Origin of the sequence: Enterococcus silesiacus, from assembly GCF_001886225.1 — a bacterium.
Taxonomy (GTDB): Bacteria; Bacillota; Bacilli; order Lactobacillales; family Enterococcaceae; genus Enterococcus_L; species Enterococcus_L silesiacus.
This window is the reverse complement of sequence record NZ_JXLC01000016.1, coordinates 1-23,866: the sequence shown is the minus strand read 5'-3', so window position 1 is coordinate 23,866 and position 23,866 is coordinate 1. Positions and strand designations below refer to the sequence as shown.

General features: G+C 35.7%; 24 protein-coding genes and 1 other annotated feature. Of the genes, 15 read left to right on the top strand and 9 right to left on the bottom strand.

All coding sequences use genetic code 11. From position 1 onward, the window contains the following. Complete coding sequence (locus tag RV15_RS11405) at positions 1 to 1,119, bottom strand: 5-methyltetrahydropteroyltriglutamate--homocysteine S-methyltransferase (RefSeq protein ID WP_071878172.1); 1,119 nt, start codon at positions 1,117 to 1,119, stop codon at positions 1 to 3. A 65-nt stretch (positions 1,120 to 1,184) separates the two neighbouring features. Beyond that, positions 1,185 to 1,431 (bottom strand) — a binding site (T-box leader). 213 nt (positions 1,432 to 1,644) lie between these two features. Between RV15_RS11405 and RV15_RS11400 the strand changes: the two genes are divergently transcribed. From RV15_RS11400 to RV15_RS11380, 5 genes are all read left to right on the top strand, one after another. Continuing rightward, positions 1,645 to 2,304, top strand: a complete 660-nt coding sequence (locus RV15_RS11400) for a hypothetical protein (RefSeq protein WP_071878171.1) — start codon at positions 1,645 to 1,647, stop codon at positions 2,302 to 2,304. Positions 2,305 to 2,416: 112 nt separating this feature from the next. Further along, positions 2,417 to 3,004, top strand: a complete 588-nt coding sequence (locus tag RV15_RS11395) for a GNAT family N-acetyltransferase (protein ID WP_071878170.1) — start codon at positions 2,417 to 2,419, stop codon at positions 3,002 to 3,004. Between the two features lie 442 nt (positions 3,005 to 3,446). Beyond that, on the top strand, positions 3,447 to 4,436 hold the full coding sequence (gene trpX, locus RV15_RS11390) for a tryptophan ABC transporter substrate-binding protein (protein ID WP_071878169.1): 990 nt from the start codon (positions 3,447 to 3,449) through the stop codon (positions 4,434 to 4,436). Between the two features lie 27 nt (positions 4,437 to 4,463). Continuing rightward, entirely contained in the window at positions 4,464 to 5,351 is an 888-nt protein-coding gene (locus RV15_RS11385; protein WP_071878168.1) for an ABC transporter permease, read from the top strand. Then, positions 5,348 to 6,133 (top strand): ABC transporter ATP-binding protein, encoded by a 786-nt coding sequence (locus RV15_RS11380; protein WP_071878167.1) that lies wholly within the window; start codon positions 5,348 to 5,350, stop codon positions 6,131 to 6,133. Before RV15_RS11385 ends, RV15_RS11380 begins: the two co-directional genes overlap by 4 nt. 45 nt (positions 6,134 to 6,178) lie before the next feature. Here the strand turns inward: RV15_RS11380 and RV15_RS11375 are convergent, their stop codons facing one another. Together RV15_RS11375 and RV15_RS11370 are read right to left on the bottom strand one after the other, a co-directional pair. Continuing rightward, positions 6,179 to 6,637 (bottom strand): threonine/serine exporter family protein, encoded by a 459-nt coding sequence (locus RV15_RS11375; RefSeq protein ID WP_071878166.1) that lies wholly within the window; start codon positions 6,635 to 6,637, stop codon positions 6,179 to 6,181. A 12-nt stretch (positions 6,638 to 6,649) separates the two neighbouring features. After that, complete coding sequence (locus RV15_RS11370; RefSeq protein ID WP_071878165.1) at positions 6,650 to 7,411, bottom strand: threonine/serine exporter family protein; 762 nt, start codon at positions 7,409 to 7,411, stop codon at positions 6,650 to 6,652. A 254-nt stretch (positions 7,412 to 7,665) separates the two neighbouring features. Between RV15_RS11370 and RV15_RS11365 the strand changes: the two genes are divergently transcribed. Beyond that, positions 7,666 to 7,854 carry a hypothetical protein gene (locus RV15_RS11365; protein ID WP_071878164.1) on the top strand — a complete coding sequence of 63 codons (189 nt, stop codon included), beginning with the start codon at positions 7,666 to 7,668 and terminating at the stop codon, positions 7,852 to 7,854. A gap of 25 nt (positions 7,855 to 7,879) precedes the next feature. Here RV15_RS11365 and RV15_RS11360 read toward each other — a convergent pair whose 3' ends face one another. Beyond that, entirely contained in the window at positions 7,880 to 8,653 is a 774-nt protein-coding gene (locus RV15_RS11360) for a Cof-type HAD-IIB family hydrolase (RefSeq protein ID WP_071878163.1), read from the bottom strand. A 150-nt stretch (positions 8,654 to 8,803) separates the two neighbouring features. On the opposite strand from RV15_RS11360, the gene RV15_RS11355 reads away from it, so the two are divergent. Both RV15_RS11355 and RV15_RS11350 read left to right on the top strand, forming a co-directional pair. Continuing rightward, entirely contained in the window at positions 8,804 to 9,523 is a 720-nt protein-coding gene (locus RV15_RS11355) for a response regulator transcription factor (protein WP_071878162.1), read from the top strand. Further along, on the top strand, positions 9,524 to 10,993 hold the full coding sequence (locus RV15_RS11350; RefSeq protein WP_071878161.1) for a sensor histidine kinase: 1,470 nt from the start codon (positions 9,524 to 9,526) through the stop codon (positions 10,991 to 10,993). A gap of 44 nt (positions 10,994 to 11,037) precedes the next feature. Here RV15_RS11350 and RV15_RS11345 read toward each other — a convergent pair whose 3' ends face one another. The 3 genes from RV15_RS11345 to RV15_RS11335 all read right to left on the bottom strand — a co-directional run bounded on the left by RV15_RS11345 (position 11,038) and on the right by RV15_RS11335 (position 14,511). Then, a complete protein-coding gene (locus tag RV15_RS11345; RefSeq protein WP_071878160.1) occupies positions 11,038 to 11,589 on the bottom strand; it encodes a hypothetical protein in 552 nt (183 codons plus the stop codon). A gap of 4 nt (positions 11,590 to 11,593) precedes the next feature. Then, positions 11,594 to 12,304 carry a hypothetical protein gene (locus tag RV15_RS11340; RefSeq protein WP_071878159.1) on the bottom strand — a complete coding sequence of 237 codons (711 nt, stop codon included), beginning with the start codon at positions 12,302 to 12,304 and terminating at the stop codon, positions 11,594 to 11,596. Positions 12,305 to 12,411: 107 nt separating this feature from the next. Then, complete coding sequence (locus tag RV15_RS11335) at positions 12,412 to 14,511, bottom strand: LTA synthase family protein (protein WP_139243022.1); 2,100 nt, start codon at positions 14,509 to 14,511, stop codon at positions 12,412 to 12,414. Positions 14,512 to 14,824: 313 nt separating this feature from the next. Between RV15_RS11335 and RV15_RS11330 the strand changes: the two genes are divergently transcribed. Beyond that, positions 14,825 to 15,997, top strand: coding sequence for a class I SAM-dependent rRNA methyltransferase (locus tag RV15_RS11330; protein WP_071878158.1), 1,173 nt, complete (start codon positions 14,825 to 14,827; stop codon positions 15,995 to 15,997). Between the two features lie 122 nt (positions 15,998 to 16,119). On the opposite strand, the gene RV15_RS11325 is transcribed toward RV15_RS11330, so the two are convergent. After that, entirely contained in the window at positions 16,120 to 17,016 is an 897-nt protein-coding gene (locus RV15_RS11325; protein ID WP_071878157.1) for a LysR family transcriptional regulator, read from the bottom strand. 325 nt (positions 17,017 to 17,341) lie between these two features. On the opposite strand from RV15_RS11325, the gene RV15_RS11320 reads away from it, so the two are divergent. From RV15_RS11320 to ybaK, 5 genes are all read left to right on the top strand, one after another. Further along, the gene (locus RV15_RS11320) at positions 17,342 to 19,402 is read left to right on the top strand and encodes an oxidoreductase (protein ID WP_071878156.1); all 2,061 of its coding nucleotides are present in this window, start codon (positions 17,342 to 17,344) and stop codon (positions 19,400 to 19,402) included. A 16-nt stretch (positions 19,403 to 19,418) separates the two neighbouring features. Next, positions 19,419 to 20,297, top strand: a complete 879-nt coding sequence (locus RV15_RS11315) for a shikimate dehydrogenase (RefSeq protein WP_071878155.1) — start codon at positions 19,419 to 19,421, stop codon at positions 20,295 to 20,297. Positions 20,298 to 20,313: 16 nt separating this feature from the next. Continuing rightward, positions 20,314 to 21,516 (top strand): MFS transporter, encoded by a 1,203-nt coding sequence (locus tag RV15_RS11310; protein ID WP_071878154.1) that lies wholly within the window; start codon positions 20,314 to 20,316, stop codon positions 21,514 to 21,516. 13 nt (positions 21,517 to 21,529) lie between these two features. Then, entirely contained in the window at positions 21,530 to 22,285 is a 756-nt protein-coding gene (gene aroD, locus RV15_RS11305) for a type I 3-dehydroquinate dehydratase (RefSeq protein WP_071878153.1), read from the top strand. A 100-nt stretch (positions 22,286 to 22,385) separates the two neighbouring features. Further along, positions 22,386 to 22,874 carry a Cys-tRNA(Pro) deacylase gene (ybaK, locus tag RV15_RS11300; protein ID WP_071878152.1) on the top strand — a complete coding sequence of 163 codons (489 nt, stop codon included), beginning with the start codon at positions 22,386 to 22,388 and terminating at the stop codon, positions 22,872 to 22,874. Positions 22,875 to 22,903: 29 nt separating this feature from the next. Here ybaK and RV15_RS11295 read toward each other — a convergent pair whose 3' ends face one another. Beyond that, positions 22,904 to 23,299, bottom strand: coding sequence for a ribonuclease HI family protein (locus RV15_RS11295; RefSeq protein WP_071878151.1), 396 nt, complete (start codon positions 23,297 to 23,299; stop codon positions 22,904 to 22,906). 83 nt (positions 23,300 to 23,382) lie between these two features. Between RV15_RS11295 and RV15_RS11290 the strand changes: the two genes are divergently transcribed. Then, the gene (locus RV15_RS11290; protein ID WP_071878150.1) at positions 23,383 to 23,826 is read left to right on the top strand and encodes an EbsA family protein; all 444 of its coding nucleotides are present in this window, start codon (positions 23,383 to 23,385) and stop codon (positions 23,824 to 23,826) included. Positions 23,827 to 23,866: the final 40 nt, after the last annotated feature.

Sequence of the window (23,866 nt, the reverse complement as noted above, 5' to 3'; positions counted from 1 at the left end):
TTAAGCGTCTTGCCAAATTGCTTCAGCAATCGTTTTTACAAGTTCGATTTTTTCCCATTGTTCCGCTTCTGTTAAGTGATTGCCCTCATGGGTTGAAGCAAATCCGCATTGAGGAGATAGGCAAATTTGATCCAATGGAATGAATTTGCTAGCTTCATTGATGCGGATTTTAATGTCAGAGATATCTTCTAGATGACCGTGTTTAGTTGTCACTAATCCCAGAACAATTCGTTGATCCTTTAATTCCTTGAGTGGTTCAAAGCCGCCAGAACGTTCATCATCATATTCTAAGAAGAAGCCATCGAAGGCTTTAATCGAAAACAAATTTTTGGCGATTTTTTCATAGGAACCATTGTACAGCCAGTGAGACTGAAAGTTGCCTTTACAGAAATGGAAGGTCACAGCAAGATCATCTGGTTTATTTGCTAAAGCTTTTTCTGTCACTTCTTGAAAGTCTTCTAGGAGCTGATCGGCATCCAAGCCATTTGTTTTGATCATCTCGCGGAATCTGTCATCGAATAATCCGCCCCAACTTGTATCATCCAATTGCAAGTAGCGACAGCCAGCGTTGTAAAAAGCTTGGATTGCATCTTGGTAGGTTGTGATCAAGTCCTTTTTGAATAGTTCTAAAGAGTCATAAATCGGTTGTTCATTGTATTGTTTTGACAAAATCAGTGAATCCAAGAAAATCATATTCGGTCCAGGGATTGTTTGTTTCGCTAAAGTAGGTGACGCATGTTTTTGGGTGAACCGAAAATGATCAAGAAATGGATGGTCATTTGAAAAAGATAGCGGTCCGCTGACATAGCTTCCTTGCGCTTCAGTTGTGATGCCAAAGGCAGTTGTTTGAAAGTCATAAACAGTGATTCCATTTAAACCTGCAATAAAGTCTAAATGCCACCAACGACGACGAAATTCACCATCGGTTACTGCGTGAAGCCCAGCTGCTTTTTGTTTTTCAATTAAGTCAATGATTTCTTGATCTTCAATGGTTGTTAATTCTTCTTTGGAAATACGACCATTTGCAAAAGCACTACGAGCCTTTTTCAAAGAATCTGGACGTAAAAAACTTCCGACGATATCATAGCGAAAAGGGATTTCTTTGTTACTGTTAAGCATAATGATTCCTCCATAGTTGTTTGATTTATTAAAGAACACAAAAAAAGCCCAATACTTTTGTAAAAGTAAAGGACGACTAATCGTGTTACCACCTTTGATTCAAAAATCTCTCACAAGATTTTTCTCTGTAGGTACAGATCATTATAATCAATACCGTGGCGCTGTAATGGGCGCTCCCAATAATGGCTGTCCAAGTGTTGACCAATATTTACGAAAAGACCATCTTCCTATTTTTCAAATTATCTCTTTTCAGCAGCCGAGACTCTCTCATAAATTATCTAAAAATAGTACTCTTCTTTTCATCGTATTTTAATATATTCATCATTAATGAAAGTATAGGCTACGTACTTTGTTTTGTCAACAGCTGACAAGCTCTTTTTTATATTGTCTTTTTTAATATTTATCTATTTTGAAATTGGGAATATTCTAATTTTTGGTAAAAATAAATCAAGCATTATTTGTTATACTAGGCAAAGGAATGAACTACTAGTATAATAAGAATATAAGTTATAGAGGAGAGAATAAATGAAAAAAAATTTTATTGATGTTAAAGATGATTTTGTAGCTTCTTTAAACAAACAGAAAAAACTTACTGCAATTATTATAGCCGTGATCGTATTATTGATTATAAGTTTATTTATAGTAGTGCCTCGAGTACAGGCTAATATTCGTTCGTCCGAAATTAAGTCCCTGGTGAGTCAAGAAAAATTAGTGAAGAAAGCAAGTTATTTAGATGCTCAAACAGCTGATAAAGAAATTAGTGAAAAGACTGCTATGACTGTTTTGTTTTCAGTACCAAGCGGAAAAATATACAATCAAGCGATCAAAGTTTTAAAAGATTCTAAAAAAATGAAAGAATTTAACCATAGTATATTTTTGTATCCTATTGTGTATGATACAGGGAGGATCGAAAAAAAATATGCTATCAAAAAGGATGAAGTGACGATCGTGTTCTTTGAAAATGGGAAGGAAAAGAATCGGATTCCCATTGATGGAAGTTTTGACGTCAATACGATGCTTATTCCTGCTTTAAATCAGTTGCCGTTGTCTAGTGTAGAACCAAATGTTCAGCCACCAGCTTCTTCGACACCCGAATCAACAGTAGAAACAGCAGACACGACTCAAACAACCGCAGAGGATGGACAAATAGTCGAACAGTCTGCAGAAGTTGAGCCGGCACAATAAATCAAATTTTAGAAAGAAGGGCTTAATATGAAAGAATTTATTCAATTCATTTTATTGGGACTTTTTATAAGAAAACCTAGATTACAGCGAGTCTATGTGAGAAGTGAACGACGTGACAAGTATTAAATGGCGGACTTTGGCAACTGATTTATTAAAAAAGAGGACTCAGGGAAACACTGAGTCCTCTTTCAATCGTAAGCCAGCAAAAAAAGTCCGACTAAATGAGAAAGTTCGCTTAATTCCTTTTGATAAAATGCGTAAAGAGTCACTGAAATGGTACCAAGATCCAGAGAGTATGCGCAATATCGTCGGAATAAAAACCATATACAGCAAAGAACAAATTCAGCAAATGTATGAATGGCAAAATCAACACGGGCTACTTTATTATATTGAATACAATCATGGTAGCCATTGTCAAATCATTGGGGATGTCTGGCTGGCAGAAGATGATTATGCTATTGTGATCGATCAAGCTTTTCGCAATCGTCGGATAGGCCGGATGGTCACAAAATATTTTATTTATAAATCAAAAAAAATGAACCGTGATTTTATTACGGTAAGCGAAATTTTCAATTGGAATAAAACCTCTCAGAAAATGTTTACAAACTTAGGCTTTTATCCTTTTAAAGAAAATAAAGACAGCTGGAGCTACCGCAGACGGCTAAAAAAAGCCCAAATTGAGAAGAAAAATTCAAAATAATCTTAAATTAGCCTATTTTTAGGCTTGACGAACAAATTCTCTTTAGTGTAAACTTACGTTAACAGAAAAACTAGAGGAGTGATTACATGAACCGACTATCAAAACCAATCAGCGAATTGAATAATTCATGGCAAAACTGGCGTAGATAGTTGTATGTATGATACTCTCATAGATGCAACTTTAGAAGACAAATTCTAAAATTTGTATCTATGTCGGTTTGTTCAAGATGAATTTCGACCACGTAGATGATTGATCTATGTGGTTTTTGTTATAAAAACAACGACCACTCCTTTTTTAGGGTTTGTCGTTGTTTTTTTGTCTAAATTTATTTCATTTAATGGAATGAATCAGTTTCACATTATCTAGCTTTATAGGCTAACTTTTCGAGAAAAAGATAAAAATTAAATGAGCCTGTTCAGCTTTTAAATTAGGAGGAGAATATATGAAAAAAAATCGTTTATCGATCGTTGTAGCAATCATTGTCATTTTTTTAATCGGATCATTTTTTGTTGAAAAGAAGGAAGCTACTCCTGAAAAATTACCAACAGTTGGAGTGTTGCAATTTGTTAGTCATCCTGCTTTGGATAAAATATACAAGGGGATTCAAGCTGGGTTGGAAGAAGAAGGCTATGAAGATGGGAAAAATATGACGATTGCCTTTCAAAATGGTCAGGCCGATCAAAGTAAATTAGCGACCATGAGCCAGCAATTAATACAAGAAAAAAAGGCAGATGTGTTGATTGGAATTGCCACACCAGCGGCGCAAGCACTGGCAAATACGACGACAGAAATACCAATCGTTCTGGGTGCCATTACAGATCCAGTGAGTGCAGGCTTAGTAAAAGATAATCAAGTCCCAGGAGGAAATATTACCGGGGTAAGCGATAAGTCGCCAGTAGCTGCTCAATTTGATTTATTAACGGAAATATTACCCAAAAGTAAAAAAATTGGTATTCTCTATGCATCATCTGAAGAAAATTCTAAATTTCAAGTAGAAGAAGCAAAAAAAGCTGCTGAGAAGAAAGGCTTGATTGTAAAAACATATGTGGTTCCATCCAGTAATGAAATCGCACAAACTGTTCAGGTCATGACAAGTGAAGTTGATACTATCTATATTCCTACTGATAATACGATAGCCAATGCGATGCAAACGGTTGTCAATGAAGCCAATAAAACCAAAACACCGATTATTCCATCTGTTGATACAATGGTTGAACAAGGTGGCCTTGCTACAGTTGGGATTAATCAATTTGATTTAGGGGTTCAAACAGGGAAAATGGCAGCAGCTATTTTATCAGGACAAACCAAACCTGCAACAACGCCAATTTATACTTTTAAAACAGGAGATATCATCATCAACCAAAAGCAAGCAGAGAAATTAGGTATTTCAATCTCAGAAAAAATTAAATCAAAAGCAACCATTATAGAATAAACATAATAAACATAAGGAGAGGATCAAATGATTGTTTCAGCAATTGGACAAGGAATGTTATGGGCAATACTAGGATTAGGAATTTTCATGACCTATCGTATTTTAAATTTTCCAGATATGACGACAGAAGGTTCGTTTCCGCTAGGGGGAGCAGTTTGTGTTACAGCGATCACATCTGGAATTCATCCGATTTTAGCAACACTATTGGGCGTTTTGGCAGGTATGTGCGCTGGTTTGGTGACAGGCTTACTATTTACAAAAGGAAAGATTCCAGTTATTTTAGCTGGTATTTTAGTAATGTCGGGTTTGAATTCGGTCATTCTTTATGTGATGCAGACACCAAATTTATCTTTATTGAATCAACCAAAAATTCAGGATTTCTTTTTGCAACTAAATTTACCCAATTATTATGACATAATCTTTTTGGGCGTGATTGTTTTGACAATCATCATTAGTTTACTATTGTTTTTCTTCAATACAAACTTAGGACAAGCATACATCGCAACGGGCGATAACGAGCATATGGCTCGTTCGATCGGTATAAAAACAGATTCTATGAAGATACTAGGATTAACGTTATCAAATGGTGTGATTGCGTTATCTGGAGCGCTTATTGCTCAAAATGATGGGTATGCAGATGTAAATAAAGGAACCGGTGTGATCGTTATCGGACTCGCATCAATCATCATAGGAGAAGTACTTTTTGGTGAATTAACTTTTGCTGAACGTTTAGTGGCTGTCGTTGTAGGCAGTATTATTTATCAATTATTGATTTTATTTGTTATCAAACTTGGCTTTGATACAACCTATCTAAAAATCTTCTCTGCCGTAATATTAGCTGCTTGCTTAATGATTCCGCAGCTGAAAAAAGCCTTGAATCTGCATTTCTTACCACAAAAGGAGGGAGACAAATGAGTGTCGTTTTAGAACTAAAGAATGCAACAAAAAATATTGACAATGGACTGAATGAAACAAAAACGATTTTAAATCATGTGAACCTGACAATCTCTCAAGGAGAATTTGTGACAGTACTAGGCGGCAATGGGGCTGGCAAGAGTACATTATTTAATAGTATTGCAGGAACACTATCATTAAGTGAAGGAGACTTGTTTATCAACAATCAGAATATCACTTCTTATTCTGAAGAAAAGCGTGCCCAATTTCTCTCGCGGGTTTTCCAAGATCCCAAAATGGGTACAGCACCAAGAATGACTGTTGCTGAGAACTTACTACTAGCGCTGCATCGAGGCAAAAGACGTGGTTTTCGATTGCGCAAATTGAATGAGGAAAGAACTTTTTTTACTAAAATTTGCAGTGAAGTTGGAAACGGGCTGGAAAATCATTTAGATACACCGACTGGGAATCTTTCTGGTGGACAAAGACAAGCCTTAAGTCTATTGATGGCAACATTGACTAAGCCGGAACTGTTACTTTTGGATGAACACACCGCAGCTTTAGATCCTAAGACATCGAAACAATTGATGCAACTGACAGATCAACGGATCAAAGAAGGACAGTTGACATGTTTAATGATCACTCATCGTATGGAGGATGCTTTGAATTATGGAAATCGTTTGATCGTTTTACAAAAAGGACAAATCATCAAGGATTTAAAGAAAGAGGAAAAAGAAAAATTGACATTACAAGATTTACTATTGTTCTTTGAAGAAGAGGCGCAAGAGATCTCGATTGACTAAATAAAAAATCATTCAAGTACTTATAGGGCTACTTGAATGATTTTTTTATTGATTTTTGATAGTAGGTTTATTTTTATCTAATATATTTTTCAATAAACGTTCCGCAATACCAGTTACCATAAAACCAGCAGCAATCGCACCGGCAGTCATGATCACTTTAATAATGAAATGTGCCCCACCAACATAATCCCCTAAAACAACACTTCTGACTGCTTGATAGGCTGGACCACCAGGGACTAGAGGAACAAGGCTAGGAATGTTAAAAATAGTCATCGGCATTTTTTTTCTACGCGAAAAATAAATACTTAACAGACCGATGCCAATTGCACCTAGAAAATTAGCAAAAATCCCGCCAGCCTCAAGATTTTTAGTAGACCAATAAATCATCCACCCAACAGTTCCCGTAATACCACATGCGTTTAATGCTTTTCTGGGAACATTTGTTACTAGCCCAAAAGTAACCGTACTGAGATAGCTAAATAAACAATGAATCACAACTTCCACATTCTTTTCTCCTTACATAAATAGTTTAAATACAATCGCAATTCCAATGCCGATCGATCCGGCAATAAATATCGCTTCCGTTGCGCGTGCCGTGCCACTTAATAAATGCCCTGCTAAAATATCTCGGAATGAATTTGTGATAGCAACCCCTGGTACAAGTGGCATAACCGCCCCGATAATAATATTGTCAATATTGCCTGCTAAGTGGAATCTCACTGCTAAATAGGCCAATAGGCCAACCGTAAAAGCGGCCAAAAAATCATCTAAAAATTTGATATTCAGCCATTGTTTAGTAAAATAAGCAACACTAAAACCAATCATTCCAACGAAGAAAGTCGCTAAAAAATCGTGCCAATTTCCACCAAAAATATACATCAATGTGCAGCTAACGATCCCTGCTGCAAAAATTTGTAAGGGAACAGAATAGGTTGGTGCTTCATGATTGATATTTGTCAGTTTTAGATGAAGTTCCTCCAAAGAAATTTCCTTGTCAGCAAATTTTCGTGAAAGACTATTAACAATCGCTACTTTTTCTAAATTAATACTTCGCTCAGTTACATTTTCTAATTGAGTGTAATTACTTGAACGAAATCCCATGAACAGACCTGTTGCAGTAACATAGCTAACACTTTCCTTTTGACCAGCATTTTCGGCAATTCGATTCATCGTATCTTCTACACGATAAACTTCAGATCCACTTTCTGTCATGATTTTTCCTGCCATTAAACAGGTATCTAAAATAAGTTGTAAATTTGAGTGTTTTTGCACTTTCATAAATCAAAGACTCCTTACGGTAAAATTTGCAGTAAAATCAGTGTATCATTTTTTTGAACCGTTTGAAATGGATAGAGCATTTTTAGACGGAAAAAGCATGAAGAAAAGTGTGAGTAATAGGGTTAGATTTTCCTTAAAATTATAAAAAAATACTAAAAAATTGTTGGAAACTTCACAGATACCTAAAAGATCCTTGCATTTTATACTTAAAAGTCCTATCCTTATAGATAACAAACCAAAGGGGTCTAGATATTATGGATAAACAATGGTCACTTTATTCAGTAAGCAGTCTGATTTTACTTGTATTGTTAAAAAGAACCATCGATCAAGGACATTTAGGATTAAGCGCAATTTTGCTTTTTCTCTTACTGATTCAAGTGACAGGAACCGTTATCTGTGTTCATCAAAAAAGACATAAAAAAGAAATCCCATCTTCTAAATAAGAAGTGGGATTTTTTAATACGCTCTTTACATCAGATCAAAGTGCTTTAAGGCATGAACGATTCCGCCATCTGTATTTTTCTTAGTGATAAAACTAGCACGTTCCTTTAATTCGTTCCGTGCATTGCCCATCGCAATTTTATTATCGCAAGCTTCAAAAAGAGCCAGATCATTGATTCCATCACCAAATGCAAAAGTTGGAACAGTTGGTAAATCTAAGGCTTTGAAGAGATTTTTGACACCTGATCCTTTAGAAACTCCTTTTCGAACAGTATCGATAGAATACGGACCATTACGATAAAAAGTCATTTCAGGAAAATGCTTTAAATAATGCTCGTCACCATCTTCAGATAGGACTAACATCATGTTAATGGTCTTATCTTTTAAGCTGGAGTGATCGATTACTGGGACATCTGAATGGATAAACGCATAGGCGTTCGCTAATATCTCGCTGTGACCAGAACACCAAATTTGTTGGTCATTATAATATGAAATTTCATGTCCCAAACTTTTGACGTGCTCATACATTTTCAGACATTCATCATAGGTAAACTCATCTGAATAAACTTTTTTGCCTTCCACTTGAATAAACTGGCCATTCATAACAATTGCTGAATCAATACCGCTGTCTTTCATAATATGTTCGATTTCTACAACTGTCCGACCAGTGGCGATCATCGGTAAGACATTGTTGGCTTTCAAAGAGCTGATAGCCTTTGTTATTTCTGAGGTAATTTGTGACTTATCATTCAACAGTGTTCCATCTAAATCAAAAAAAGCAACTGCTTGTATATTTTCCATGAATTTTCAACGTCCTTTCATCTTTAATAGTATCAAAGATTGAATAAAAGACAAAGCTTTTTTGAAGAAAGGTAGAAGTTATTGGAGCTGGCTTGTTTTTAGAGTATAATATAAATGACGTTAAACTTGAAGGGAAGAGGCGAGTAACTAATGAACGTATTAATGATAGAAGATAACGAATCAGTTTCAGAAATGATGCAAATGTTTTTCTTAAATGAGGGCTGGGAAGCTACATTTAAATATGATGGAAAAGAAGGATTGGATGCTTTTTTAGAAAATCCGGAAAAATGGGATATGATCACACTAGATTTGAACTTACCAACGATGGATGGTATGGCGGTGTGTCGTGAGGTTCGCAAAGTTTCCAACACTGTTCCGATCATTATGTTGACAGCTAGAGATTCTGAAAGCGATCAAGTAATAGGATTGGAGATGGGAGCGGATGACTACGTTACAAAACCGTTTAGTCCGCTAACGCTAATTGCACGGATAAAAGCCTTGCATCGTCGTTCGGAGATCGGTGAACATGCACCGGATGGTACAAACCGTTCTGATGATCAATTTGATGTAGAGACGGACCATTTTAAAATGAACACTAAGACAAGAGAAGCGTATCTTGATAATAAACAGATTGATGGGTTAACGCCAAAAGAATTTGATTTGTTGTATACATTAGCGAAAAAACCAAGGCAAGTATTTTCACGAGAACAATTACTTGAAATGGTTTGGGATTATCAATATTTTGGAGATGAGCGTACGGTAGATGCGCATATTAAAAAATTACGTCAAAAAATTGAAAAAGTAGGACCGCAAGTCATTCAAACGGTTTGGGGCGTTGGGTATAAATTTGATGATTCTGGAGTCGCTTAGATGAAATATTTATATCAACAATTGCTAGCCTTTTGGGGTGTGATCATTCTGATTATTTTGATTGTTGGCACCTCGTTTACGCAACTGACCAAAAAAACAATGCAGGATACAAATTATGAGCAGCTGCGTGGCTATGCGCAGTCAGCTTGGAAGACAAAAGACTCAATCAATCGCTATCCTGGAATGTCTGATCAAGAGTTACTAAATATGTCGTTTACGTTGTCTGAGAGCGTGTTAAGTAAGCAAGATGTGCAGTTTGTTTTTATTGATCGAGAAATGGCGATTCAATACCCAGTCAATACAGAAAAAAAATTAGATTACTCGTTGATCGAAAGTAAGTGGGATAATTTGATGGCAGGTCAACAAGAGTATACGACTATCGATAAAGATATTTATGGAAATAAGCAAATGTCATCTTATGTGATGTTACCAGTGACTCAAACCAATATTCAGTCAAAGGAAAATACGATCATTGGTGCATTAGTGATTACTCAACCTGCTAAGAATGTGTCAGACAGTGTTGATGCAATCACAGCCAATTTATTCAAAGGTTTTATCATATCAAGTATTGTCAGCTTGATCTTGAGTTATTTCTTCGCTAGTTTCCAAGTGAAGCGGATCAATCGTATGAGAAAAGCTACCAAAGAGATAACTAGCGGTAATTTTGATATCAAACTTGTAACTCATGACAAGGATGAGTTTGATGATTTAGCAGAAGATTTTAATAAAATGGCAAGATCGCTAAAAGAATCTAGAGAAGAAATTGATCGTCAGGAAGATCGACGGCGCCAATTTATGGCAGATGCCTCTCATGAGATGAGAACACCTTTGACGACCATCAATGGATTGTTGGAAGGCCTGCAGTATAATGCAATACCAGAGACGCAAAGAGAAAATGCCATCAAGCTTATGCAAAATGAAACGTCGCGCTTAATTCGATTAGTGAATGAAAACTTAGATTATGAAAAGATCAGAACGAATCAAATTAGTATTGTAGTGAAAAAATTTGATGCAACTGAAACATTAAAGAATATCTTAACGCAATTAGAAGGAAAAGCTGCTACGGCGAATGACAAGCTTATTTTAGAAGCTGATGAAGCAATTGATGTTTATGCAGATTATGATCGCTTTGTTCAGATCATGGTTAACATTATTCAAAATGCGATACAGTTTACCCAAGATGGCGAGATTCGTGTTCATTTGCAAAAAGGCTACTTAGAAACGATTATCACAATTTCTGATACTGGTATTGGAATGACAGAAGAACAGGTTCATAATATTTGGGATCGTTACTACAAAGTAGATCCATCTAGAAAAAACACTAAATATGGTGAATCTGGCTTAGGTCTATCAATTGTTCAACAGCTGGTTCGTTTACACAAAGGAAAGATCAGTGTAGAAAGTGAAGCAGGTAAGGGGACAAGCTTTACTATTTCATTTCCTGATGTAGAAATAGAAGATGAAGACTAAATAAAAAAGATCTAGTTAAACAAAAACGTTTAACTAGATCTTTTTTAAGCTGTTTTGATAATTTTATCCATATACGGACTTTCAGCAATTTGAATATCATTGGTTAGAACTAAAATAGCTTTCTTTTTTTCTTTGGCTATTTTTTGAAGCAATGGTAATAGTTCTTGGCGTTGGGCAACAGAGAGTTTTTGAAAGATATCATCGATAATGATGATATCTTTATCAATAAGAAGTAATTGAACTAACTGCAGTTTGATTTGTTCAAAAGAGGTCAGAGTATCTTCTGATTTGACCAATACGCTTGGATTAAGAGCGACATAATCGAATAATTCATTGAGCAACTTCTTTTTATCTTTTTCTTTGATGTTGGATCCGACAAAGAGGTTATCTCTAATGGAAAGGTAAGGTAAAAAGGTATTTTCAGATAAAATAAAACCGATCGCCATTGACTGCTTCATATCGAATGTTTTATCGATAAGAAAGTAAAAATCTGCTTGAATGCTGCTTTGATCCTCTAAAAGTACAGTCATATGTTGCTGTTGAAATAGCTCATTAAAACTATCTTCGGTCCAATTTTTTGCTAAAGGAAAATTCATTTACTCACGTCCTAAATACTTTTTTTGAATTGAATGAAAGAAAATAGGTTAAAAACAGGGTGATGCTAGATCCCACAGATAATAATAGTAGACAGTTTCTTGAAAAAGCTTTAAAAATTGTGAGAATCGGTAAATTGCTAATGCTCATAGATAAAAAATGTGTATCGCTTGCTGTATTTGCTAAATGATTGGGTGTGCTTTCTATTAATACTTTTGATGAGAAAAAAGCAACGGGCTTGACGCCTAGGCTTTTTGCAAGCAATGGTCTGACTTGTATTAAAATATATTCATATGTATGCTGACAGACAATAAGAAACAGTGCCATTGTGATTATTCCGGCTAATATGGGAATAATACTTTCTAATATAGATTGTTTAATGACAAATCGATTGGAAAATCCCATAATGCGCCATTTCATCATATCTTGCTTTTTTATTTTTAACGAGATGAAAAGTAACATAGTGAACAATAGTCCCCACACAAACAAAGTAATTAGATACAATGAAGAATAAAACTGAATGGTTTTTTGATAATTGGTGTGATAGTCAGTAACGTTAAGCAGATTGCTTATCTGATTATAAAAAGATTTTTCAATATCGATAAGATTTAAAATACTGGTTAATATAAAAAGAAAAAAAGCAGAGCAGACACCAATGCCAAAGGAAATTTTTTTATGGTAAGAAACGCTAGCGAAAGCGTAACGTATGCTTTTCAAATCTGTTCACCTCACTAAACTAAGTATAAAAGAAGAATATGAATTAATTATGAATAAGATATAAAAAAGCTTGAGTAATTTACTCAAGCTTTTATGATTGTTTTGTGTTATTTTCCAGATTTCAGATAATCTTGGAAAGATTCAGTATGGTATTTATCAACTGTTGAGGTACTATTATTTTTACTGTAAACACTAGTTGATTTTGTCCCTTTGTCCTCTTCGATTTTTTCTAATTGTTTCAATTGATCTTTGTAATTATAATCATCCGGATTTACTGGAGTTAATCCACTATTTGTGTAAAAACGTAATAGGTCACCATTGGTTGTTTGGTCGGACATTTGAAGCTGTAAGTTGGCTTTGTCTTTCAATTCTTTCGCTTCTTGTTTCTCTTGTTCAGTTGGCTCTTCTAACAAACGGCCAGTTGCAGTTTCATAAATACTAGAACCTAACATCGTATATTTAGGTGAAACGTAGTTACCATTTCTAAAGGCAACCAGTTGAGCATTTTCTTTAGAGAACAAGTCTTGTCCCATTTGAATATAGTTCTTAGTATCAATACCCATTAAATGTAATAGGGTAGGTAAAGCATCAATTTGACCACCGTAAGTGTGGTTGATACCGCCGTTTGTTTGACCTGGAACATGAATCATATAAGGAACACGTTGCATTGTTGAATTATCAAAGTCATTCCAAGTCGATTTGGTTTTTCCAACTAATTCAGCCAAGTTATCATTTCTAGAAGTTGAAATACCGTAATGATCCCCGTAAAGGACTATGACAGAGTTATCATACAATCCAGAAGCTTTTAAATAATTAAAGAATTCTTCAACTGATTTATCAAGATAGTTGGCTGTAGCAAAATATCCATTGATGGTTTCATCAGATGTTTGAGCAATCGGAAATCCAGCTTCATCATTTGTAAATTGAGAATATGGATAGTGATTAGAAACAGCAATGAACTTAGAGTAAAACGGTTGTTGTAAATGTTCCAAGTATTGTGCAGACTGTTGGAAAAATGGTTTGTCATGCAAGCCATATTGGAATGAGTTATCTTCATTGACATCATAGTAATTTGCATCAAAGAAGTAATTATAGCCTAAATGTTTGTATGTTTCATTACGATTCCAGAAGTTTCCAGCATTACCATGGAAGACAGCACTTGTATAGCCCGCTTCTTGACCTAGAATAGCAGGGGCCGCTTCAAAGGTATTTTTTCCACCTACTTGAGTAAATAGAGAACCTTGATCTAAACCAAATAATGAATTTTCAAACATAGTTTCAGCGTCACTTGTTTTGCCTTGTCCCACTTGATGGAAGAAGTTATCAAAACTATAGGTACTGTTACTGTGATAGAGACTGTTGATAAAAGGTGTAACAACATGTTCAGCACCCTTTTCGTCTTTTAATTTATAATCAATCAAAAATTGTTGGAAACTTTCTAAGTGGATATAAATAACATTTTTGCCTTTAGCCATACCAAATGTATCAGAATTTGGTGCAGCATAATGACCTTTGACATAATCAGAAACAGCATCCATGTCGTTCTCGCTAGCTTCTGCTCGCACTTGGTTTGTTTGATAAGTTGTTACGCCATCATAAACCGTGAAGGCATTCAATCCTAAAAATTTAACAATGTAGTCACGAGAAAATTGACGTCCTAATAATTGTGGGCGTGCAGTTTCAGCTAACGTTAAATTTGCTACAAAGAATAAAGCCGACAACATACTGATCGAAACAGCTACCCGAGCTCTAACTGGACGTTCATCTGTCTTGATTTTTTTAGTAAGCAACAAAATGCCAACAATAATAAAATCAAGCCAATAAAGCACATCGTAAGGTCTGAATAAACGGAGAGCACTTTCGCCAAGACCGCTGGCAACCTTACCAGCACCAAGCATGGTATTAACTGTAATGAAGTCAGTAAATTCTCTATAATACACCACGTTTGAGAATAACAATAAAGACATCAAGAAATAAATGATCATCATAGTAATATATGAAGCTTTTTTTCTTCTCACATATAATGCAATAGCTAATAAGAAAAAGGTAGAAGCTATTGGATTAATGAAAAGAATGAAGTACTCAAAGGCATTCTCGATTCTTAAGTGAAAATCAACTGTATAAGCAAAAATGTTTTTCAGCCAGATTAACAAAGCAACAAACCCAAACAGTCCCAACCGGGTATTTAAAAATTTAGGCATATGCATTTTTTTGATAATATTCAAAGTAAACGTATCCTTTCCAAAGTCAAATCTAAAAGAAAGCCGTGAAAAATTTCAAAGGCTTTCAATATACTGTTCTAATTCTACTCTCTCTCTAATTTTATGTCAATTTAAATCAGGTTTTTGAGGTGGAAAAGTTAATAAAATTTTACTTTTCTTAATATGTTGAACGAAAGTAAAGTCGATATAGTTAACGACAGAAACGTTATTATTTGATATACTAGCGGATGATAAGGACACGAGCAAACCCAGCTTGTCTATTAAAAAATTCAAATTTGTCTAAAGGATGTAATGAAAAATGAATATAATAGTAACAAAAAAATCTGAAAAAAAATTTAAAGGCGGATATCCTCTTATTCAAAAGGAAGATTTATTCGATGTGCCACAGTCATTTTCACAGGAATGGGTCAAATTTGTCGACAGTAAAGGTCAATTTATCGCAACTGGCTATCTTGGTGAGCAGAACAAGGGGATTGGGTGGCTAGTTAATTGGCAAGGAAGTGTGGATTCACTTTTTTTAGAAGGATTATTTATAAACGCTAAAGGTCATCGAATGGTATTTGAGCAAGATGACTCGACATCCGCTTATCGCTTGTTTAACGGAGAAGGAGATGGACTCGGTGGTTTAATCATTGACCGTTATGATGATTTTGCAGTGTTTTCTTGGTATAACGAAACGCTATATTGCATGAAAGAAGAAATCATCCAGGCCTTTAGAGTAAGTTTTCCAGAAATTAAAGGAGCTTATGAAAAAATCCGTTTTGCTACTAAGTCATTGCCAGAGTCTCAAAAATTATTTGGCTTAGATGCACCTGTTCCGTTGTTGGTTTATGAAAATGGTGTTGCCTACGCAACATATTTAAATGATGGTTTAATGACAGGTATTTTTCTAGATCAAAAAGAAGTGCGAGGGCGCTTAGTAGAAGGTGTTGCGGCAGGTAAAACTGTGTTAAACATGTTTAGTTATACAGGCGCTTTTTCGGTTGCTAGTGCAATGGGTGGTTCGAGTACAACAACAAGTGTGGATTTAGCTAAGCGTAGTTTACCAAAGACGAAAGAGCAGTTTGACATGAATCACTTAGCAGTAGAGGATCAGAAAATTATTGTCATGGATGTTTTTGAGTATTTTAAATATGCTGTTCGTAAGCAGTTAAGCTATGATGTGATCATTTTAGATCCGCCAAGTTTTGCTCGAAATAAGAAAAAAGTATTTTCAGTGGCTAAAAATTATGGGGACTTAGTCAAGGACTCTGTGACTATTTTAAAAGATCGAGGGTTGCTGATTGCTTCGACAAATGCTGCAAATATTTCTTTGGAAAAATACAAAAAAATGATTGTCGACGCATTGGAAGAAAAACAAGTTCGTTATCAATTCAAGGAAACATATCAATTACCAAGTGACTTTAAAACGAATAAACATTTCGAAGAAGGCAATTATTTGAAAGTCTTTTTCATAGAAATAAAGAAATAGAAAGAAGATGGGGCAGAAGTGTTTAACCTTATTTCCGAAGGGGTTGCTTCTGCTTCCACCGTTCATCCGGAATCCATGTGATTGAGATATGACTCGAAGAGTTATCTCCCAATCACTTTTTTCTATTGATAAAACAAGCTTTGTGCAAATGGAACAATAAATTCTTTAAAGCGTAAAGCAGCCGGTGAAAGAAAATGATCTTTTTTGGTAGCTAGATAAATATAGCGCGGATAAAAATTGTCCTCAAGAGTCAAAGTTTTAACAGCATAGGCGGAAATTGATGGGATTTTAGGCATCAGTGCAATTCCATAACCATAGGCTACAAATCCAAGCATAGTGTGATCTTCTTCTACTTCACAAACGATAGCTGGTGTGATGGAAGCGGCAGTCAACATTTTATCAAGATAAGGCCGCAAGCCACTTCGTTCATTAAAATAAACAAAAGGGTACTCACTTATTTGTTTCAACGAAATACTGTCATATGCAGCTAAAGGATGGTTTAACGGTACAACCAAAACAATTTCTTGTTCCGTTAAGATCTCGTAATTAAGTTGTTCATCTTCTTTTAGCTTGGACGTAATCGCAATATCTACATCTTCTTTTATGAGTAAGTCCGTCATATCTGATGAATTGCCTTGAAATAAATTAAAGCGGATTTGTTCATTACCAGGATAGGTTGAAAATTCTTTCATTAGCATTGGAGCTAAAAAAGAACCTGCAGTATAAATAAAACCAAAATCAATCAACCCTTTTTCTGGACTAACTAATTCTTTCAAGGCACGTTCACCTTTGGCTAATTCTTCTAAAGCCGTTGAAACATATGTATAGAAAAATTTTCCGTATTTTGTTAATTGAATATTTCTTCCTTTTTTTTCAAATAGCTTTGCATCCAATTCCTTTTCTAATTCTGACATAGAGTGGCTTAAATTGGGCTGTGTGGTATTTAATAATTTGGCTGCATGTGTCATGTGTTGAGTATCCGCCAGCATTCTAAAAAATTCTAGTTGTCGCAAATTCATAAGTAATACTCCTTATCAGTCGTTCATCTATAAGTACAGTTTATCAATAAATGTAGAATTATGCATTAAATAAAGAGAAAATGAGCTAAGTTATATATATATGAATATTATTTATGAAAAATATAAAAAACATTCATTGGAATTTATTGGTTTGATGAATTAGAATAAATTCATAGCAATTGTGAAAAAAGTAACAAGATGAAGTAACATTTTGGTGAGCGAATCTGCTAGAAAAATGGCATGTGACAAAAAGCACCTCAGTCATAAGTTTCTATTTTCCTAGGGATTAACCGATGTGTTCCGCTTTTAAAAATAGGAGGTTATCATGAATAATTATCAAGCAATCTTTGAACCTTTAACTGTAAAACGTATGACCTTAAAAAATCGTGTTGTTATGCCACCAATGGGAACGAATTTCGCCAATATGGATGGCACGTTCAGTATGCAACATGTGTCGTATTATGAACAACGTGCTAAAGGTGGAACAGGTTTAATTACATTAGAAAATGTCTGTATTGATTATCCGATGGGGACAAATGGTGCCCGCCAATTAAGAATGGATAATGATCAATATATCTCAGGGCTATGGCATTTTAATGAAAAAATGCATGCCTACGGTGCCTGTACTTCGGTTCAAATCAACCATGCGGGAGCTTCAGCTTATGGACTACGTTTAGAAGGAGAGCAACCTGTTTCAGCATCGAATATTCCTTCTAAGAAGGGCAATCCGATTCCCCGTCCATTGACTGAAGAAGAAATTTATGGAATTGTTGATCGCTATGCAGATGGTGCTTTAAGAGCGCAACGTGCTGGCTTTGATTGTGTAGAAATTCACGCAGGACATTCTTATCTTTTAAGTCAATTTTTATCTCCTTTATACAATAAGCGTACAGATAAATTTGGCGGAAGTCCAGAAAATCGTGCTCGTTTGACTAAACTAGTGGTTGAAGCTGTTAGGAAAGCTGTTGGTCCATTTTTCCCGATCTCGCTGCGCTTCAGTGCTGACGAATTGTTAGAAGGCGGTAATACTTTAGAAGATACAATTGAGATTTTACAGTATTTTGCAGATGAAGTAGATATTCTAAATGTTTCTGCTGCATTGAATGATAGTTTACAGTATCAAATCGACAAAATGAATTTAGCGGATGGCTGGCGTGCGTATATGTCAAAAGCTGTCAAAGAGCGTTTCCCTGATAAAGTGACAGTAACTTCTGGTAATATTCGTAGTCCCAAACGTGCAACTGAAATACTAGAATCTGGGGATGCAGATCTACTAGCAATGGGCCGAGGCTTGATTGCCGAACCTAATTGGGTCAACAAAGTGGCTAACGGACAAGAAGATTTACTAAGAAAATGTATTTCCTGCAACATTGGCTGCGCTGATCATCGAATTGCTAAAGCTCGTCCAATGCGTTGTACGGTTAATCCAGATCTACATTATGAAGATGACTACAAAATGAAACCCGTTTTACATCCAACTAAGATGGTTGTAATTGGTGGCGGTACTACAGGACTTGAAGCCGCTGCAACAGCAGCTGAAGTGGGTGTGAATGTTGAGCTATTTGAACAAAAAGATTATCTAGGCGGCTTAGGGCATGAAATTGCTCGCTTCCCAGATAAGAAAAGAATCGATGATTTTATTACTTATGAAATCAACCGTTGTAAAGAATTAGATAACTTAGCAATCCATCTAAATCAAGCAGCAACATTGTCGGATATTGAAGCAATCGGTCCAGACATTATTGTGAACGCTACTGGGGCTAAACCTTTATTACCACCAATCAATGGTCTAAAAGAACAATTAGACAATCCAAACAGAAAAATCTTTTCTATTTTTGATATTTTGGATGATATGTCAAAATTCCAAGAATTTGAAGGCAAAGAAATCATTGTGATCGGTGGCGGTGCTGTAGGTTTGGACGTTGTAGAATATTACGCTGAACGTGGTGCTAAAAAAGTTAGCATCGTAGAAATGCAAGGTGAAATTGGGAAAGATTTAGATTTGATCACTAAACTTGCCATGATGGAGATCGTAGAAAAATTTGGCGTAGAAGTTCATGTTGAAACAAAATTAGCAGAAGTTAGAGCAAGCAGCTTCTTAGTTGAAAAAGATGGCGAAATGATCGAATTGCCATTTGACTTAGGTTTTGTCTGTTTGGGCATGCGTGCTGAGGCACCGATGATTCGTGAATTGGATCAGTATGCTAGAAATAACGGTGCTGTACTTTTAAATATGGGAGACAGCAAAGTTGCTAGACGAATCATGGAAGGTACCAGAGAAGCTCGGGACATTTTAAAAACAATTGAAGTGTTAGAAAATACTCGAACGCAAAAAATGTTATTTGAACAAGCAAAAAATCTACAAAAAGCAACACAAACTATATAAAGCGAGGGAATTTAAAATGACAGAAAGAATTGACGGACACACATTATTAATTAGTTTGATTGCAACACCGATTCGCCATAGTTTATCTCCAACCATGCATAATGAGGCTTTTGCTAAATTAGGTTTAGATTATGCATATATGGCCTTTGAAGTGGGAAACGATGAATTGAGCGATGCAGTTCAAGGGATTCGTGCCTTAGGGATTCGCGGTTCTAATGTTTCTATGCCAAATAAACAAGCAATTATTCCTTATTTAGACGAGCTTTCACCAGCTGCAAAATTAGTTGGTGCGGTTAATACTGTGACAAATAAAGATGGAAAAGGACACTTAGTAGGGCATGTAACAGATGGAACTGGGGCAATGCGTGCGCTAAAAGAAGAAGGCGTAGAGGTCAAAGATCAAATCGTTACAATGACTGGTGCCGGTGGTGCAGGAACTGCAATTGCCATCCAAGCAGCATTGGATGGTGCTAAGGAATTACGGATTTTTAATATCAACGATCAACATTATAAAAATGCTGAAGCAACAGTAAAAAAAATCAACGATAATACTGAATGTACAGCAACACTAACTGATTTATCTAATCAAGTAGCATTTAAACAGTCAATTAGTGAAAGTAGTATCTATATTGACGCAACGGGCGTAGGAATGAAACCTCTACAAGAAGAAAGTCTAATCAATGATCCAGAAGTGATCCGTCCAGATTTAGTTGTCTTTGATGTTGTCTACATTCCAAAAGAAACAAAATTATTAAAATTTGCTCGTGAACATGGGGCGAAGAAAACAATCAACGGACTTGGTATGATGCTTTATCAAGGAGCAGAAGCATTCAAACAATTTACTGGGGAAGATATGCCGGTTGACTATATTAAAGAACTACTATTTAAGGACTAACAGTTAGGAGAAAATGATGAAAAATAAATACACACCGACCGCCATAGGTCTATATATTAACTACATTGTCCATGGGATGGGCGTTATTATTATTTCACAAAATCAAAACTCTTTGATGACACAATGGGATACAGATTTGATGGGGATCGCCAAAGTTATTTCGATGTTAGGGATCGGACGTTTGATCGCAATCATGATTTCAGGGCGTTTATCTGATAAGTTTGGACGGAAGCCATTTATTTATTTAGGAATGGTGACATATGCAGCTTATTTCTTTGGCATACTGTATAGTCCAAGTGTTGAGTTAGCGATGTTTTTTGCAGTAATTGCCGGAATTTCTAATTCATTCCTAGATTCTGGAACGTATCCTGCCTTGATGGAATCATTTCCAAAAACAGCAGGAACTGCAACGGTTTTATTAAAAGCTTTTATTCAAGGTGGTCAATTCGCTTTGCCATTGCTGATTAAATTCCTAGCTTCTAATCACTTATGGTTTGGTTGGTCATTTATGATCGCTGCAATTTTACTTGGTGTCAATGCGATTTACTTATGGAAACAACCATTTCCAGATGCAGATGCAAAACTAGCTGAAGAAACGGAAGAAGCAGTTGAGCAAGCACCAACTGTTAAATTTAAATCAAAACCTAAGATGGCGATCGAAGGTGTTGCTTTTGTTATCTATGGTTTTATCGCACAAGCGACTTTTTATTTGATCAGTCAATTTATTGGAACATACGGTGAACAAGTTGCTGGTATGGCTCAAACAGATGCAGGTGTCTTAGTTTCTTATTATTCTATTGGTTCATTATTATGTGTAGCATTCACAGCAATTATGGCTTCTAAAGTTCGTTCAGTGTATCTAGTTGTTATTTATACATTCGTTTCATTTTTGACGATCGCTATTATGTGGTTATTCCCAACACCGCTTGTTTGTATGATTGGAGCGGCCTTAGTTGGTTTCTTTGCAGCGGGTGGCGTGTTACAATTGGGATTAACAGTTATGGGCGAAATGTTCCCAGCAGGTAAAGGGACAATTACAGGGATTTATTATACATTTGGGAGTATCGCTTCATTTGTGATTCCAGTGGCAGCGGCTCAAATCGCCAAAACCAATGTACGAGGTATCATGTTATTTGATACGATCATTGCAGGAATCGGTTTTGTTTTAGCGGTCATCATTTTTATTCGCTATCGCCAAACGATCGATACATCTAAATAAAAAGGAGAAAAAAATGAATACAGTCACAGTTAAAAACGTGACTCTCGGCAGTGGGAGTCCTAAAATTATTGTTCCTCTAGTAGGTAAAGATGAAGCAGAATTAATAGCAGAAGCTAAACATTTATTAACGATCGATTGTGATCTAGTGGAATGGCGTGTTGATTTTTTTGATCAAGTAGCTGATTTTCACGCAGCTGCTGAAATGTCAAAAAAGATTGCAGAAATCTTAAACGATAAACCAGTTCTGTTCACGTTTCGTACGAAACAAGAAGGCGGCGAAATTGCGTTTTCAGATGAACAATACTTTGGTTTGTACAAAGCAGTCATCGAAAATGGTACAATCGATTTATTGGATGTTGAATTGTTTATGGATGATGCTCTTGTTCAACAAACCATTCAAGCAGCACATGAAAATGAAATCAAAATTGTGATGTGTAACCATGATTTTGATAAAACACCCAACAAAGAAGAAATTGTTTCAAGATTATGCCGTATGCAGGAAAAAAATGCTGATATCTGTAAAATTGCTGTAATGCCGCAAAATTCAGATGATGTGTTAACACTTTTGGAAGCTACGAATGAAATGAAGACGGTACATGCGGATCGACCAATCGTTACAATGTCAATGGGACAACTAGGAATGGTTAGCCGGATGTGCGGAGAAGTGTTTGGTTCAGCCATGACTTTTGGTGCCGCTAAAAAGGCATCAGCTCCAGGCCAAGTTCCAGTAGGCGAGCTACGCGAAGTTCTTAACACTTTAGCATTGTAATCAATAGACTAGTTTGAAACGAGACAACTCATTTCGAACTAGTCTATTTTTCTTGCATCCGTTGATTTCTTTGATAAACTTAATCATGAGGTGAATAAAAATGGCGAAAAAAAAGAAAATACAAAAAACAAACGCAATGCGAATTGTTGAACAACATAAAATCATATATAAAGAATATGAATTTGAATGGAGTGAAGACCACTTAAGTGCAGGTAGTGTTGCTGAAAAATTAGGGATCGAAGATGGGAAAACCTTTAAGACTTTGGTGACTGTTGGAAATAAGACTGGTCCCGTTGTTGCAGTTATTCCAGGTAATAAAGAATTAGACCTAAAGAAATTAGCAATTGCAAGTGGTAATAAAAAAGTTGATATGCTTCATTTGAAAGATTTAGAAGAAACGACTGGCTATATTAGAGGCGGCTGTTCCCCAATCGGAATGAAAAAACTGTTTCCAACATATATTGGAGAAGAAGCGAATATCTTTGATACAATCATTATTTCCGCAGGTAAAAGAGGGATGCAGATTGAGTTATCCCCCTTGTCGATTCTTCAAGTAACGAATGGGAGCATAGTAGACTTAACAATGTAAAGCAGAAATTATCGTTCTGGTCTCAATCGCTACTGATATTTATGTAATGCCTGTCTAGCCAAAGTATCTGCACCTTTATTCTGACTTTCAGGAACCCATTTTACCAATAATAGTTGAAAACTACTTTCTAATTGCTGAAAGGTATAGAGGTAAGGTTGGAATATAGGGTTTTTGGCATGCCTTTTTTCAATTGTTTGAACAACGATTTTACTATCAGAATGGATTAAGACAGTTTGCTCATTTAAGTCTTTTTCAATAACCAATTGTAGAGCTTTAATAAACACTTTAAACTCAGCTTCATGATTGGAACACTCCCCAAGTTGTACGTGGATTTGTTCGTGAAGTCTATCACCTACAAGAACGATACCGCCAGCACTTGGCCCAGGATTTCCTTTTGTTGCAGCATCGACATATATTCGTAACATAAAAATCTCCTTATTTTCTTTTCGTTAAAAGTTGAAGTGTGGTACTATTATAACATATTGAATTTTTATTAAGGGGTCGCTACATGAAGAAAAGAGTCTATCATTGGCAACCAGAATTATCAACAGCGATAATTTATTGGTCCTGTACATTTGGCATTTTATTTTTAAGTTTGATATTGACATTGGAACATACTCGTCCTTATTTGATTAGTAATATCGTATTAGGCATTTTCTTTTTCTTTGTATTACTGGGACATAATCGTTATTTTATTATTGATGACGAGCATTTGATCGTACACGCGTTACTGCCGATACGACGTAAAAAAATAACATTATCAACAATCGAAATGATTCGAGTCGGACCTAAATGTATTGAAATGACATCAACAGGGTTTAAAGAAAACACACAAATGTTTATTATGACGAAGAAAAATAAAACAGCATTTATAGCCTCACTTAAGCGACAAGCACTGTTTACAGCAAAAATTATTGATGATCCTGAATTGACTATCTGTAAACATTATTAAAAAAGAGCCTGGGACAAACACCCATGAGGGCTATCGCCCT